The following is a 14,657-nucleotide window of genomic DNA, read 5'->3' on the forward strand; positions in this document are numbered from 1 at the left end:
GCTCAGGCACGGGGGCGCCAGTCGCCGAGATACGTGGCCCTGGTGTGCGACTCGGCTTGCTCACGCGTCAGTTGAGGCCGGTTGTCCGGCACCGAGATCACCGCGCCGGGGCCGGAGTTGCGGTACTCCCGGAACCGCATGGTCTGCCAGGGGTACGCCTCCCGCATGTTGGTGTAGGGCGCGACGGGGTCGATACCGGGCCCGATCCGGGTGTCCCGCACGACGAGGGACGGCCAGGCGGTCGTCTCGTACGACGGGACCCACGGCCGGGCCAGCTTGTACGCCGCGTCCTCGGCGCCCGAGGTGATGCGGGAGCGGAGGGCGAGGATGCCGTAGGGGTTGGCGCGGGCGGTGGACGGGGCGAAGACCATGCCCTTCGGGGTGAAGGCGACGTCCCGCTGGAGGGTGTGGAAGTGGCACTCCTCGAAGACGGCGGTGGCCCGGCCGAAGACGAAGTCGACGTCGCCCTCGATGTGGCAGCGGTGGAAGTACTGCCGGTCGAAGGAGGTGAGCGCGGTCGTCTCGACGAAGAGGGTGTCCTGGTGCGCGAGCAGCCGGACGTTGTCGAAGTGGGTGCGGTCGCCGTAGGTGCAGGACGCCACCGCCTGGGTGCCGGTGATGTCGGGGTGGTCGGCGCGCAGCCAGTCGTTGGCGAGGGTCAGGTCGCGGACGGTGAGGCCGGGGGCGGCCGAGGTGAAGGTGGCGGAGCCTGCGGTGCCGTACGTTCCGGAGCCGTCGGGCTTCTGTGTGCCGTTCGCGTTGTCGTAGACGATCACGGCGTCGCGGGGGTCGCAGGAGGCACCGCGCAGGGTCAACTCGGCCTTGTCGGCGGCCACGTTGACGACCTCGCGGTACGTCCCCGGGTGCACGACGATCGTCCAGCCCGGACCGTCCACCGCGTCCACGGCCGCCTGGACGGAGTCACCGGGGCGGACGTGCAGGACCCGGCGGGTGCCGGTGGCGAGGGCCGGGGTGGCGGTTCCTGCCGCGAACAGGCCCGCACCGGCGGCGAGAAGGGTGCGTCTGCGCATCTCAGCACCCCTGCTTCCATGGCTGCCAGTCGCCGAGGTAGGCGGCACGGGTCGCCGACTCGGCCTGGTCCTCGGTGAGTTGGGGCCGGTTCTCGGCGACCGTGATCACGGCACCGGGTCCGGTGTTGCGGTACTCGGCGAAACGCTGGTTCTGCCAGGGGAAGCTGTCCGACATGTTGGCGTAGGGCGCCACCGCGTCGATGCCCGCGCCGAGCCGGCTGTCCCGGACGGTGAGGCCGGGGCGGGCGGTGGTGTCGGAGCTGGGCACCCAGGGGCGGGCCAGCTTGTAGTAGGCGTCGGGGGCCTCGCTGCTGATACGGCTCCTCGTGACCAGGTAGCCGAGCGGGTTGGCGCCTGCCGTGGACGGCGCGAAGACGAAGCCGTACGGGGCGGAGGCCAGGTCGGTGCGGGTCAGCGTGCGGAAGTGGCACTGCTCGAACACGGCGGTGCCCCGGCCGAAGACGAAGTCGACGTCGCCCTCGACGTAGCAGTGCGAGAAGTACTGGCGGGCGAAGACGGCCAGGGCGGCGGAGTCCGCGTACAGGGTGTCCTGGTGGCCCAGGAAGCGGCAGTGGTGGAAGGCCGAGCGGTCGCCCAGCACCTTGATGGCGACGGCCTGGGTGCCGGACACGCCCGGATGGTCGGCGCGCAGCCAGTCGTTGGCGAAGGTGATCCAGCGGGCGGTGAAGCCGTCGGGGCGGACCAGGGTGGTGGCCGATCCGGTGGTGCCGTAGGTGCCGGAGCCGTCGGGCTTGGGGGTGCCGGCCGCGTTGTCGTAGACGATGACGACGTCACGCGGGTCCTCGCTCGCCCCGATCCAGGTCAGCTCGGTGGCGGTGGCCGCGACGGCGACCGTCTCCCGGTAGACGCCGGGGGCGAGGACCAGGGTGTACCCGGTGGTGGTGACCGTGGTGACGGCGGCCTGGACGGTGGTGAAGTCGCCGCGGCCCTGAGTGTCGACGTAGAGCGTGGTCGGGGTCAGTCGGGCGGCCGGGGAACCGAACCGGCCGAAGGGACGCCGACCGCCGGCGGAGGCGGGCGCGGACGCGAGGCCGAGCGCGGCGACCGCACCGGCGCTCGCGATCAGGAATCCCCTTCTGGACAGGGGGAGTTGGCGGTGGGGCGAGCGCATGGGAATGCTCCTTGGCTGTGCGGCTCTTCGGGGATGTGCGTGGTGGTTCCTCGCCGTGGGGGTGTGGGCCGGGGCGGGCGGGCGCGCGGTGGTGAGTGCGGTGCGGGCCGCCCCGGCCGTTCAGGGGGCGGGTGTCAGCAGATGCGGCCGGCGCCCGCGCCGTGGTTGACGATGCCGGGGACCGCCTGCGGCCGGTCGACCTTGGTGCGCAGGGTCGGGGTCCAGCCGGCGCCGGACTGGAGGGTCTCGGCGGGGATCTCCGCGTTGTGCACCGCGATGAGGTCGGTCTTCTTGCCGTTGACGTAGTTGTTCTCGGCGGTCAGCGGCGACTCGTTCCACTTCTTCAGCACCTTGCCGACGCTCGCCCCGGCCGGCAGCTTGATGGCGTTGTCGCTGGCGTGGAGCTGCGAGGAGATGCCGACACCGAAGAGGTAGTAGTCGTCCTTCTGCTCCTCGGTCACCGCGTAGTAGTTGTTGTAGACGTCCACCTGACCGAACCGCACCCGCGGGGAGCGCTGGAGGATCCCGTCGAAGCGGTTGTGGTGCATGGTGACCTTGAGCTTGCCGGAGTCCGTGGTGGCGGTGCCGTCGCTGTTGCCGATCAGCATGTTCTTGTCGTGGTTCTCGAAGGAGTTCCAGGACACGGTCACGTAGTTGGCGCCGCGCACGATGTCCGTCAGACCGTCGTGCTGCTGGAACACCTTGCCGAAGTAGACCGGTCGCTCGCTGTCGGGGTAGCGGCCGTCGGTGAGCGTGTTGTGGTCGATCCACACGTGATCGGTGCCGTAGACGACCACCGCGTCGTACTCGGAGTTCCAGTTGCCGGTGTTGTTGTCGTCGGTCGGGTCCCACTTGGGGAAGCAGTCGAGCGGGGCCTCGATCGTGAGGTTGCGCAGGATGACGTTGGACACGCCCTTGACCTGGAGGCTGCCGCCGAGGATGCCGGAGTTCTTGCCGACGCCGACGATCGTGGTGTTGCTCGGGATGTTGGCCTTGATGACCGAGTCCTGGTTGGCGGCGGACGCGACCCGCGCGTCCTCCTGCGGGCCGCTGGCGACCTTGTCGTTGCCCCAGACGGCCGGGTCGTAGTCCTTGAGGTACTGCTGGAGGTCGTAGCCGCCGGCGACGAAGGCCTCGCAGCCCTCGGAGACGGCGTCGATCATGCCGTCGACCTTGATGATCTTGGGCGCGTTGCCGCCGGCCTTCAGCGCGGCCTTGAACTCCGGCCAGGTGGTGACGGTGTAGACGTGCTCGGCGTCGGCGCCGGACCCGCCGGTCGTGCCCGCCCCCTCGGACCCCCAGCCGTCGTTCGCGCCGAGGACCTGGCGGCCGAGGTCACGGGAGCCGGCCTGGGCGCTGGTGCCGGTGACGCCGAGGACGAGCGCGGTGCAGCCGATCAGGGCGGCGGCCTTCGCTATGCCATGTCCATGCCATACCTGTGTGCTCATTGTGCGGCTCTCTCTTCCGGTTCAGGGGGTGTTTACGCGGTGGCTTCGGGCCAGGTGATCCAGGACGTGGGGATCTCCTGGTCGAGCCGCCGCACGTCCTGCGGGCGCAGCACCCGGGTGCGCAGCAGCTCCTGCGCCACGAGCCGCGCCACGGCGATGGCACCGGGCGGGTTGAAGTGCGTGTTGTCCTGCTCGGTCGCGGTCCAGTTGAAGTACGTCTTCGTCTCCTCGACCCCGAGCTTCTGCCACAGCGCGAGGGACAGTGCCTGGATGTCGAGCAGCGCGACCCGCTCCTCCTCGGCGAGCGCACGCATCGACGCCGGGTAGTCGCCGTGGGTCGGCACGGCGTTGCCGGCCGTGTCGAACTTCCGGCGCTCCACGGAGGTCGCGAGCACGGGCCGCGCACCACGGGCGCGGGCGCCGTCGATGTACAGCCGCAGATAGTCCTGGTACGTCGTCCAGGGCTCGGTGTAGCGGGTGGGGTCGGCGGACTTCTCGTCGTTGTGCGCGAACTGGATGAGGAGGAGGTCGCCGGGCCGAATGGCCCCGAGGATCACATCGAGCCGACCCTCGTCGACAAAGCTCTTGGAACTCCGCCCGTTCACCGCGTGATTGGAAACGGGCCGGTCCTTGTGCAGAAAGAACGGAAGCGCCATGCCCCACCCGGTCTCGGGGGCCGCGTCGGCGTATTTCTGGGCGGCGGTGGAATCACCGGCGATGTAGAGGGTTCGGGCGCGGCGCGTTCCGGCTGAAGCGGTACCGGTGGCCGCGAGGGAGAGGGGAACAGCGGCGAGGGCCGCGGTGGTGACCTGTCTGCGGGTGAGCGACATGCGAATGCCTTTCGTTGACCGACCCAGGGGCGCGGGGAACTGCGCGACCGGCCCCAACCGGCCGGCAGTCCCCCGCAACCGAAAGCACCCGGACTCTTAGCCGTTCTGCGACTTCCACTCGGCCTGAGCCTCGTTCAGCTGGTCGGCCAGCGTGTCGAGGAAGTCCTTCGCGCTCATCTTCCCGAGCAGCACCTTCTGGAAGTTCGGCTCGTTGTCGGCCTTCGAGATGGTGCCCCAGTCGGGCAGGTAGTACGGCAGCTGGACAATGCTGGTGGAACCGTCGGTCAGCGCGGCCGCGGCCAGCTTGGTCGGCTCGGCCTTCGAGATCCACGCGTCCTGCGCCGCATCGTTGTTCGCGGGCACCTGCCCCGCGGACTCGTTGAACTTCGAGTTCTCCGCCTTCGACAGCGCGAACTCGATGAACTTCCAGGCCGCGTCCTTGTTCTTGGAGCTCTTGAACAGGCCGAGGCCGTCAACGGGGTTGGAGACCTGGACCCGCTTCCCGTCGGCCCCGGTCGGCTGCGGAATACCCCGGAACTTCTCGACCCCGAGCGCCTTCACATGGTCCTGGTACGACCCCAGGTTGTGGTTCAGCATTCCGATCGTGCCGGAATCCCACTGGGCGACCATCTTGGTGAAGTCGTTGTTGAGGTCGGCGGACGGAGTGTCCTTCTTGAAGAGCGCCGCGTACTTCTCCAGCGCCTCCACGTTCTTCGGGTCGTTGACCGTGGTCTTGTCGCCGTTCCAGAACGACGTGAGGCCGGACTGCCCGTACATCGCGTCCAAGGCCTGCGCGATGGACCCGGCGCCGCCGCGGATCGTGTAGCCGAACTCGTTCTTGTCGGCGTCGGTGAGCTTGTCCGCCGCCTCGTAGAACTTGTCCCAGGTGGTCGGCTCGTCCAGACCCGCCTTCTTGAACAGGTCGGTGCGGTAGTAGAGCACACCGTTGTTCGCGGAGGTCGGGATCGAGTAGAGCCGGCCGTCACCGCCGCCGGCGGCCGTCAGCGACTCGACCATGTCCTCGTTGAGCTTGCCGTTGAGCGAGGACTTGGCGAGCCGGTTGTCCAGCGGCTCCAGCGCGCCCTGCGCGGAGAAGCCCGCGAGCATCGCCGCGCCGACGCCACCGACGTCCGGCAGGCTGCCGGCCTGGATGGCGGTGTCCACCTTGGACTGGTAGTCGGTGGAGGCGATACCGATGTACTCGACGTCGATCTTCGGGTTCGCCTTCTCGAAGTCGGCGATGATCTCCTTCCAGATGTCGGTGCGGACACCACCGTTGTTGTCCCAGAAGACGATCTTGCCCGTGCCACTGCCCTCGTTGCCCTTGTCACCCGTGCTGCTGCCGTCGTCACCGCAGGCGGTGGCGGTCAGCGCGAGGACGGAGCCCAGGGCGACCGCCACGGCGGCTCGCCTGCTTCTGCGGATGCTGATCTTCATTGGTCGGCTCTCTCTTCTGGGTCAATCTCAGCTGGATCGAGATGTGAACTGCTGTGTCGAGATATGAAGTTGTGGGGGTCAGTGGCGGGCGTAGGGCGCCCAGTCGTCGCTGCCGCGGAGGTAGTCGGCGACGGTGTGGGCGCGGGCGTCCTCGTCGCTCATCTGCGGCCGGTCCGCGGTGACTTCGGCTCCGGGCCCGTAGTTGCGGTACTCGGTGAACCGGGCGTCCCTCCACGAGAAACCGCTCATGTCGGTCCACGGAGAGGCCTTGATCGCCGCCGGCAGCTTGGTGTTGCGGATCAGGACCTGGGCGACGGCCTCCGGTTCCCCTCCCGGATGCCAGGGCCTGCCGAGGTGGAAGCTCCCGGCCGGCGCGTCGCTCACGATCCTGGAGTCGGTGATCAGGAAGCCATAGGGGTTCCCGGTCCAGGTCGAAGCCGCCGTGATGTAGCCGTTGTTGGTCGCCGAGCCCCGGCTCAGCGCCTTGATGACCGACCGCTCGATCACGGTCGTCGCCCGGCCGTAGACGAAGTCGACGTCGCCCTCGATGTACGAGTTCCGCACGTAGACCCGGCTGACGGTGGTCAGCTTGGGGCTGTCGGTCATCAGGGTGTCCTGGTTGCCCAGGAAGGCGGTGTCCTCGAAGACGATCCGGTCGCCGGTCGTCTTCATCGCCAGCGCCTGCTCGCCGTTCAGCTCGACCGCGGCCTCGTCGAAGTCGTTGCTGAAGGTGAGGTTGCGCGCCGTGACGTCGTTCGCGGCGATGCGCACGGTGGCGCTGCCGGTCGAACCGCCGTACGCGGCGGGCGTGTCGTAGACGATGACGGTGTCGGACCGATCTTGTCCAGTCCCCTGCAGCACGATGTTCGGCTTGGTCGCGGGGATGAAGACCTTCTCGCGGTAGGTTCCCGGCGCGACGGCGATCTTCACCGCCTCGGTGTTCCCGGCCGGCACGGCGTCCACGGCGGCCTGCACGGTCGCGTAGTCGGCCGGGACGCGCAGGGTCACCCCGCCGATCTGCTTCTGGGGCCCGGAGAACCGCGTCACCAGCGCCGGGACGGCGGCGGCCGGGTCCAGCCGGTAGGCGTAGAACTCCCGGGGGTCGAATGCCTTACCCCATGCGTCGGTTCGCCCGGTCGTGTTCCTCAGGATCGATCCGCGCTGCACCAACTCGGCTGTGGTATCGGCCTGGTAGGGGTGCTGGACGCCGTCGTAGTAGCTGTTCTCGATGACCATCCTGGTCCTGCCGCGCGACCAGTTCCCGTACGTCCACGTCGGGTCCCCGTCGGCGACCTGGGCCGAGAGGTAGTTGTTGTAGAGGTGGGCGTAGGCGCAATTGTCCGCGGAAGGATTGCGCTGCTTGACGCCCGTGAACCAGTTGTGGTCGATCGTGATCTCGGTGAGGACGTTGGTGGTCCAGCCGATCCCCAACGCCTTGTTGTGGTTGGCGAACTGGTTGTAGGAGACGGTGATGTACCGGCTGTCCTTGCGGATGTCGAGCAGCCCGTCGCCCATGTGCGTGAAGCGGTTGTGGTCGATCCAGACGTGGTCGACGGTGTCCATCTGGATCGCGTCGAAGTCGGTGGTCTTGCCGTCCCAGTCGCCCTCGACGTAGGAGTCCCGGATCGTCAGGTTGCGGATGATGACGTTGCTGGTACCGGGGTTGAGGTGCAGCTCGCCGTGGACGATCTCGCCGGTGTCGCCGACGCCGATGATCGTCTTGTTCGAGGCCACGACGATGTCCGAGCCGAACGGCTCGACGGCTATCGCCCCCGACACCCTGATGACATAGGGCTCTTCGGCCGCCGCGTACCGGGCGAGCGAGGCCTGGTCGGTGGCGGTGACGACCTTGCCGCCCGCCCCGCCGGTGGTGCCGCCGGCGAGGGAGGCGAAGCCGTGCGGCTGGTCGGTCCAGCGGGGGGCGGCCACCGGCGAGGGTCCTGCCGAGGCGTCGGCTTCCCCGCTCGCCCCCAGCACGAGGGCAGCCAGCAGGCCCACGACGGTGGCCAGGACTCTGCCGGGACCGAGTCCCGACAAGCGCTTGCTATGGAGGTGCGTCATTGCGGCTCCCAACAGGCGTACAAGGAGGGGTGTGCTACAGCTGGTCGATCCTGAACTTCGTGAAGGTTGCCGCGCCGGCATGACCTTGTCCGGTGGGCGCGAGGGCGACGAGACCGAGCAGAGCGCCGACCCAGCGCCACGGTGTGGCCGCGAAGACGGGACCGGACGGACGCGGGCCGTCGCCGACGTCGTGGAAGAAGCGGCAGCGCGCCCCGGCGCCGATCTCGATCCGCAGCCGCACCCGTCCCTCGGGGGCGATCACGGGGTGGGCGGCGTCGCGCTCGCGCTCGGCGACCGCCTCGGCGAACCGGTGCACGACCCGCACTGTTCCGTCCTCGTCCCGCTGGAGTCCGATCCAGCCGAAGGCGTCCCCGAGGACCGCGAGCCCGGCCCGCGCCCCCGGATCCTCGCTGTCCAGGCGCAGCTCCACCTCGACGGCGGAGGGCGTGCCGGGCAGCCGCTGGGTGAGGACGTTCGGCAGTCTGCGCAGGTCGTGCGTGTCGGCCGAGCGGACGCAGGTGAGGCGGAGCCCGTCGCCGGAGTGGTGGGGGGCCCAGCCGTCCCGCGGGTTGGCGGTCCAGCTCCACTGGCGGCCGAAGCGTCCGCCGGGGAAGTCGTCGTCGGTGGCGGGCGCGGCGGGCGGCTGCGGCGGCAGGTCGGGCTTGGTGTGTACGGCGACGGGGGCGCCGTCGTCCCCGAGCACCGGCCAGCCGTCGTCGCCCCAGCGCATCGGCTGGAGGTGGACGACCCTGCCGTAGGCGCCCTTCTGCTGGAAGTGCAGGAACCAGTCCTCACCGGACGGGGTGCGCACCCAGCCGCCCTGGTGGGGGCCGTTGACGTCGGTGTCCTTCTGCTCCAGGACGACCTTCTCCTCGTACGGCCCGAAGAACTCGCGTGCGCGGAGGGCGCCCTGCCAGCCGGTCTCCACTCCCCCGGCGGGGGCCAGGATCCAGAACCAGCCGTCGTGCCGGTAGAGCTTGGGGCCCTCCAGGGTGAACCAGCCCGGTATCCGGTCGCCGTCGACGATCAGCTTGCCGTCGTCGAGGAGTTCGGTGCCGTCGGGGTGCATCCGGTGGCCGGTGAGCCGGTTCTTGACGCCGGAGCGGGACTTGGCCCAGGCGTGCACCAGGTAGGCCTCGCCGGTCTCGTCGTCCCACAGGGGGCAGGCGTCGATCAGGCCCTTGCCCGCCTTGAGGAGGTGCGGGCGGGTCCAAGGTCCCCTGATCTCGGGGGCGTTGATCTGGAAGATGCCCTGGTCGGGGTCGCCCCAGAAGATCCAGAACCGGTCGTCGTGGTGGCGCAGCGACGGGGCCCAGACCCCGCAGTCGTGCCGGGGTGCCTTGAACTCGGCCGCGGGCTCCAGGCGTTGGAGCGCGTGGCCGACCAGGGTCCAGTTGACGAGGTCGCGGGAGTGCAGCAGCGGCAGGCCGGGGGCGCGGCCGAAGCTGGAGGCGGTGAGGTAGAAGTCGTCGCCGACGCGCAGGACGTCCGGGTCGGACCAGTCGGCGTCGAGCACAGGGTTGGTGTACGTCTCGGCGGTCACAGGCTCACCGCCTTGCGGATCAGGGCGGCGGCCCCGCCTCGGTCCAGGCGGCCGTCGGCGACGACCGTGACGACACGGCGGACGAGGGTGTCGCCCGGGGCGATCGGTACGCGCTCGGCGTGCGCCAACGACGAGCCCACGCCCGGGTATTCACCGGTGCGCACGAACCACGGGTCCCGGCGGGTCTGCTCGGTGGCCCCGGCGAAGACCAGCGTCCAGGTGGAGCCGACGAGGGCGAGCCAGTCGGCTCGGTGGGCGTGCACCTCGGACTCACCGTCCGCGCTCGGGGTGAACACGTCCGGCGCCCGGTCCTCCTTGCGGGCCCGCCAGAAGAAGCCGCCGTACGCGGCGCCGGGGCGGCCGTTGGTGGCCGGGCTGCCGATGGACAGCGGGTCGGGCGTGACGTTGGTGAGCGAGAACGTGAAGTCCAACGCCCAGGCGGCGTCGGTGAGTTCGGTGGCCGCGACCGTACGGCGCTCGCGCAGCAGCTCGGCCCCCGCGGCGATCCAGCGCAGTTCCTCCACGAAGCCGTCCGGGTCGCGGAGTTGGAAGGAGCTGTGGCGCTGGGCGCCGTGGTTGTCGAGCTCGGTGGGGCCCTGGTCGCGGACGTAGGTGCGTCCGCCCCAGAAGTTGAACCCCTCGACGTCGGGAACGGCGACACCGACGCCGAGGTGATGGAGGTGGTCGGCGGGGCTCAGTTCGGTGACTGCCGTGCCGGCCAGGGTGGTGACGGGGTGCAGATAGGGGCGCGGGGAGAGCCGCGCGGGCAGCTCGGGCCGGGTGACATAGCGGCCGACCGGGCGGCCCGCGACGCGCAGGACCGGGGAGTCGGGGGTTGTCATCAGGTACTCACCTCTTTCGGTAGGGCCCAGGTGGCGCCGAGCTCGGAGTAGAGGGCGAGGGTGTCCGCGGAGGCCGCGACGAGCCCGTCGACGCCGGGGACGACCCTGCGGTCCTCGCCGGGGATCAGGTGCCAGGCGCTCTCGGGCAGCGGGGCCGGGTCGGGGGCCGTCCGGATCGCCTCGACGACCTTCATGAAGGCGCCGGTCACGTCCGGCGGGACCAGCAGGTCGGTGCCGTCGGTCAGGTGGTCGACCAGGTTCTCCAGCAGGTCGGTGCGGCCGTGGTCGTACTCCTCCGGGCCGTGGCCCGCGCGCTGGAGCAGGACGCGGTCCTGCTTGTACCAGAACGTGATCCGGCCGCGCGTGCCGTGCACCAGGACGTACGGGTCGTCCGGGTCCTCGGCGCACAGGGTCGCCGCGACGGTGACCGGGCGGCCCTGTGCCGTGGAGATCCGGACGCAGGAGGTGTCGTCGGACTCGATGTCGTTGGCGCGCAGCAGCTCGGTCTCGATGCCGGTGACGTCCTCGGCGCGCGTGGAGCCGTTCAGGGCGAGGCCGGTGGCGACCGCGTGCGCGAGCGGGTTGGTCAGCGCGCCGTCGATCACGTCGACGCCGTTCAGGCGTCGCTTGCCCGCCCAGGGAGCCCGCGTGTAGTAGGCCTCCGGGCGCGCCCAGGCACCGGCGCCACCGACGCCGACCAGCTCGCCGATGGCCCCCTCGGCGACCAGCTGCCGGATCGCGGGCACCGCGTGCGAGCCCAGTGACTGGAAGCCGATCTGGCAGACGACCCCGGCCGCGGCGACCCCGTCGGCCATGCGCCGGAACTCGGCGTACGACGGGGCCGGGGGCTTCTCCAGCAGGATGTGCACGCCTCGGCGGGCCGCTTCGAGCGCCAGGTCGGTGTGGGTCGGGATCGGTGTGCAGATCACCGCGATCCGGGCGCCCGTGGAGTCCAGGAGGGCACCGAAGTCGGCGGACTGCTCGGGCGTGCCGAGGCCCTCGGGGAGCTCGCCCGCGGTCAGCGGGGTCAGCTCGCAGATGCCCGCGAGGCGGACGATCCCCTTGTCCTGGAGCCGGCGGATGTTCTCCAGGTGCCAGCGGCCGTGGCCGCGCGCTCCCGCCAGGACGATGTCTACGGTGCTCATGGGATCCTCCCTGCGCCCGCGCCGCGTGCCACCTCTCGGTCGGCCGCCCCGGCGCTGTCGATCTTTGTGTGCAGGGTAGGCGTCCAGCCGACGTCGGCCGTGAGATCACGCTCGCTGCCGGAGTTGTAGGCGTTGTAGATCGGCAGCAGGTCGACCGGGAAGCCGTTGAAGAGGGTGCCCTCGTCGTGCAGGGCGGTGCCGTTCCAGCTCTTGACCAGGTCGGCGACCTCTACATGGCCGGGCGTGGTGAAGGCGTTGTTCTGGGCGTAGAGGCCGGACTCGGTGGAGACGCCGATCGAGTAGCGGTAGTCGTGGACGTCCTCGGGGACGACGTACCGGTTGTTGTAGACGTGCACCTGGCCGAAGCGGACCCGCGGGGCGCGCTGGACGATCGACTCGAACTGGTTGTGGTGCAGGGTGACCCGGAGCTTGCCGCGGTCCCCGGTCGCCGAGTCGCCGCTGCCGATGAGCATCGCCTTGTCGTGGCCCACGAGCCGGCTCCAGGAGACGGTGACCAGGTCGGAGCCGTTGGTGATGTCCAGCAGGCCGTCGTGGCGCAGGTAGTTGCGGCCGAAGTGGGTGGGTTCCTTCTCGTCCGGGTGACCCTTGTCGCTGAGGGTGACGTGGTCGACCCAGACGTGGTGGGAGCCGGTCAGCCAGATGTTGTCGTACGCCGTCTTCCAGTCGCCGAGGCCGCCGGTGTTGGGCTGCCAGACGGGGAAGCAGTCGTAGGCGTCGCGCAGGTCGAGGTTGCGGATGATGACGTTGGAGGCGTTCTTGACCTGGAGGTTGGCGCCCTTGAGGACCGCGCCCTCGAGCCCGACGATCGTGGTGTTGGAGCCGACGTTCAGCGTGACCCGCTCGGCCTGCCGGGCCGCGGAGGCCTGGCGGGCCTCCTCCTGCGCTCCGCCGGGCTTGGCCGAGCCCCAGGTGCGGGGGTCGTAGGCGGCGAGGTACTTCTTCAGGGTGTAGCCGTCGGTGGCGTAGTCGGCGCAGTCCAGGTGGTCGCCGTCGTCGTCGGTGTTGGCGTCGATCGTCCCGGCGATCTTGATGATCTTCGGGGTGGCGCTGCCTCCGTCGAGGGCCGCCGCGAGCTCGGCACGGTCGGTGACCGTGAGGACATGGGCGTCGTCGGCGGCGGAGCCACCGGTGGTGCCCGTGCCCTCGGCGGCCCAGCCGTCGTTCGCCGGCAGCGTGTCGCGGCCGATGTCGCGGGCCTCGGCGTGGGCGGGGACGCAGAGGAGTCCCAACACGCCTGCCGTGACCGCGATCTGACGGACTCTCATCACCCCTTCACCGCCCCTGCGCTGAAGCCGGTGATCAGCCACTTCTGGATGAAGGCGAAGACGATGACGACGGGTACGGCCGCGATGATGCCGCCCGCCGCGAGCGCGCCGAGGTCGACGCTGTCCGCGCCCATCAGGGTGTTGAGGCCGACCGGGATCGTCTGCTTGTCCTGGTTGTTGAGGAACATCAGGGCGAACAGGAAGTGGTTCCAGGAGTGCACGAAGGCGAAGGAGCCCACCGCGATCAGACCGGGCCGCAGCAGTGGCAGGACGACGATCCGGAACGCGGTGAAGCGGTTGCAGCCGTCGACCCAGGCCGCCTCCTCCAGGGAGTACGGCACGTTCTTGATGAAGTTGCTGATCAGGATGATCGACAGCGGCAGCTGGAAGACCGTCTCGGCGATGATGACACTGGTCAGCGAGTTGATCATCTGCAGTTCGGCGAAGATCTCGAACAGCGGCACCAGGAGCAGCGCCCCCGGCACGAACTGGGAGCACAGCAGGGCAAGCATGAAGACCCGCTTGACCTTGAAGTTGAACCGGGCGAGGGCGTAGCCGCCGGCCAGCGCCACGAGGGTGGTCATCACCAGGGTGGCGACGCCGACGAGGACGCTGTTCTCGAAGTAGGTGCCGAAGGACCGTTCCGTCCAGACCTTCTCGAAGTGGTCGAAGGTCATCGGCCAGGGTACGAGCGAGGTCGAGCCGGACGGGCGGAGCGCGAAGAGCAGGATCCAGTAGAACGGGATCAGGGTGAAGAGCAGGTAGATACCCAGGGGCAGGTAGATGTGCCAGCGGGGGACCTCGTCCCAGGCACGCCGGTGCTTCTTCGGGCGCGGCGGTGCGGGGTCCGCGGCCTGCGGGGCCGGGGCGACCGGGGTGGCTTCCTTGGTGATCACTTGTCGTCGCCTCCGAACTTGCTCAGGCGCAGATAGACCATCGAGCAGAAGAGCAGAATCACGAACGCCACCGTGGTCAGGGCCGATGCGTAGCCGAAGTTGTGGGCGTCGACGCTGGTGTTGGCGATGTAGAGCGGGAGGGTCGTCGTCTCCCCGGCGGGTCCGCCGCCGGTGAGGGTGTAGAGCAGGTCGACGTTGTTGAACTCCCAGACCGCCCGCAACAGCGTGGACAGGATGATCGCGTCCTTCAGGTGCGGCAGCGTGATGTGCAGGAACTGCTTGATCCGGCTGGCCCCGTCGACCTCGGCGGCTTCGTAGAGGTCCTTCGAGACGGACTGGAGGTCGGCGAGGATGAGGATCGCGAAGAAGGGGACACCTCGCCACAGATCGGCGACGATCGCCGCCGAGAACACGGTGGAGGTGTCCGACAGCCAGCTGGTGCCGTAGGAGCCGATGCCCATGTCCGCGAGGTAACGGGTGATGCCCGTCTGGGAGTTGTAGAGCAGGACCCAGATCGCGGAGGTCAGCACACCGGAGACGGCCCACGGGGAGAAGACCATGGCGCGTCCCATGGCCCGGCCCACGAAGCTCTGGTTGACGATGAGCGCCAGCGCGAGGCCGAAGAGCAGCTGGAGGCCGACCTCGACGAAGACCCACTTGGCGCTGAAGATCAGCGTGTCCCAGAAGATCGGGTCCTCGGTGAAGGCGTGGACGAAGTTGTCGAAGCCCGCGTATCCGTTGCGCCAGGGCTTCGTGGGGTTGTAGTTCTGCAGGCTGTAGTAGAAGACGCTGATGACCGGGTAGGCGATGAAGCCCAGCATGAGCAGGCCGGCCGGTGCGATCAGCAGATAGGGGAGCTTGCGTGGGGTGGCGGAGGCACGGCGCCGCCGGGGTGGCGCTGGCGGTTTCGCCACGGCTGCGGCTTGGGCCATGACTGTTCTCCGATCTCGGTACGTCTTGGTACGTCTTGCGGGAAGCGCTTTCTCTCTGGACGTGCGGGTGCGCT

12 protein-coding genes are annotated in these 14,657 nt (G+C 69.5%); all 12 read right to left on the reverse strand.

Annotated elements, in window-relative coordinates; translation table 11 throughout:
- Window positions 1-2: 2 nt before the first annotated feature.
- Window positions 3-1,031, reverse strand: a complete 1,029-nt coding sequence (locus ACWD3I_RS17880; RefSeq protein ID WP_365403699.1) for a pectinesterase family protein — start codon at window positions 1,029-1,031, stop codon at window positions 3-5.
- Window position 1,032: 1 nt separating this feature from the next.
- Window positions 1,033-2,163 carry a pectinesterase family protein gene (locus tag ACWD3I_RS17885; RefSeq protein ID WP_365403701.1) on the reverse strand — a complete coding sequence of 377 codons (1,131 nt, stop codon included), beginning with the start codon at window positions 2,161-2,163 and terminating at the stop codon, window positions 1,033-1,035.
- A 134-nt stretch (window positions 2,164-2,297) separates the two neighbouring features.
- Entirely contained in the window at window positions 2,298-3,611 is a 1,314-nt protein-coding gene (locus ACWD3I_RS17890) for a pectate lyase family protein (protein ID WP_365403704.1), read from the reverse strand.
- A 32-nt stretch (window positions 3,612-3,643) separates the two neighbouring features.
- A complete protein-coding gene (locus ACWD3I_RS17895) occupies window positions 3,644-4,441 on the reverse strand; it encodes a rhamnogalacturonan acetylesterase (RefSeq protein WP_365403707.1) in 798 nt (265 codons plus the stop codon).
- A 96-nt stretch (window positions 4,442-4,537) separates the two neighbouring features.
- Window positions 4,538-5,878, reverse strand: a complete 1,341-nt coding sequence (locus tag ACWD3I_RS17900; RefSeq protein WP_365403710.1) for an ABC transporter substrate-binding protein — start codon at window positions 5,876-5,878, stop codon at window positions 4,538-4,540.
- 78 nt (window positions 5,879-5,956) lie between these two features.
- Entirely contained in the window at window positions 5,957-7,939 is a 1,983-nt protein-coding gene (locus ACWD3I_RS17905) for a pectinesterase family protein (RefSeq protein WP_365403713.1), read from the reverse strand.
- 34 nt (window positions 7,940-7,973) lie between these two features.
- Entirely contained in the window at window positions 7,974-9,482 is a 1,509-nt protein-coding gene (locus ACWD3I_RS17910) for a glycoside hydrolase family 43 protein (RefSeq protein WP_365403715.1), read from the reverse strand.
- Complete coding sequence (locus tag ACWD3I_RS17915) at window positions 9,479-10,324, reverse strand: DUF6807 domain-containing protein (RefSeq protein WP_365403718.1); 846 nt, start codon at window positions 10,322-10,324, stop codon at window positions 9,479-9,481. Before ACWD3I_RS17915 ends, ACWD3I_RS17910 begins: the two co-directional genes overlap by 4 nt.
- Window positions 10,324-11,469 carry a Gfo/Idh/MocA family protein gene (locus tag ACWD3I_RS17920; RefSeq protein ID WP_365403721.1) on the reverse strand — a complete coding sequence of 382 codons (1,146 nt, stop codon included), beginning with the start codon at window positions 11,467-11,469 and terminating at the stop codon, window positions 10,324-10,326. Before ACWD3I_RS17920 ends, ACWD3I_RS17915 begins: the two co-directional genes overlap by 1 nt.
- The gene (locus ACWD3I_RS17925; protein ID WP_365403724.1) at window positions 11,466-12,755 is read right to left on the reverse strand and encodes a pectate lyase family protein; all 1,290 of its coding nucleotides are present in this window, start codon (window positions 12,753-12,755) and stop codon (window positions 11,466-11,468) included. Before ACWD3I_RS17925 ends, ACWD3I_RS17920 begins: the two co-directional genes overlap by 4 nt.
- Window positions 12,755-13,651, reverse strand: coding sequence for a carbohydrate ABC transporter permease (locus ACWD3I_RS17930; protein ID WP_365403727.1), 897 nt, complete (start codon window positions 13,649-13,651; stop codon window positions 12,755-12,757). The genes ACWD3I_RS17925 and ACWD3I_RS17930 overlap by 1 nt, the downstream gene beginning before the upstream one ends.
- The gene (locus tag ACWD3I_RS17935) at window positions 13,648-14,583 is read right to left on the reverse strand and encodes a carbohydrate ABC transporter permease (RefSeq protein ID WP_365403730.1); all 936 of its coding nucleotides are present in this window, start codon (window positions 14,581-14,583) and stop codon (window positions 13,648-13,650) included. Before ACWD3I_RS17935 ends, ACWD3I_RS17930 begins: the two co-directional genes overlap by 4 nt.
- Between the last annotated feature and the right edge of the window lie 74 nt (window positions 14,584-14,657).

This window comes from Streptomyces sp. NPDC002817 (assembly GCF_053592055.1).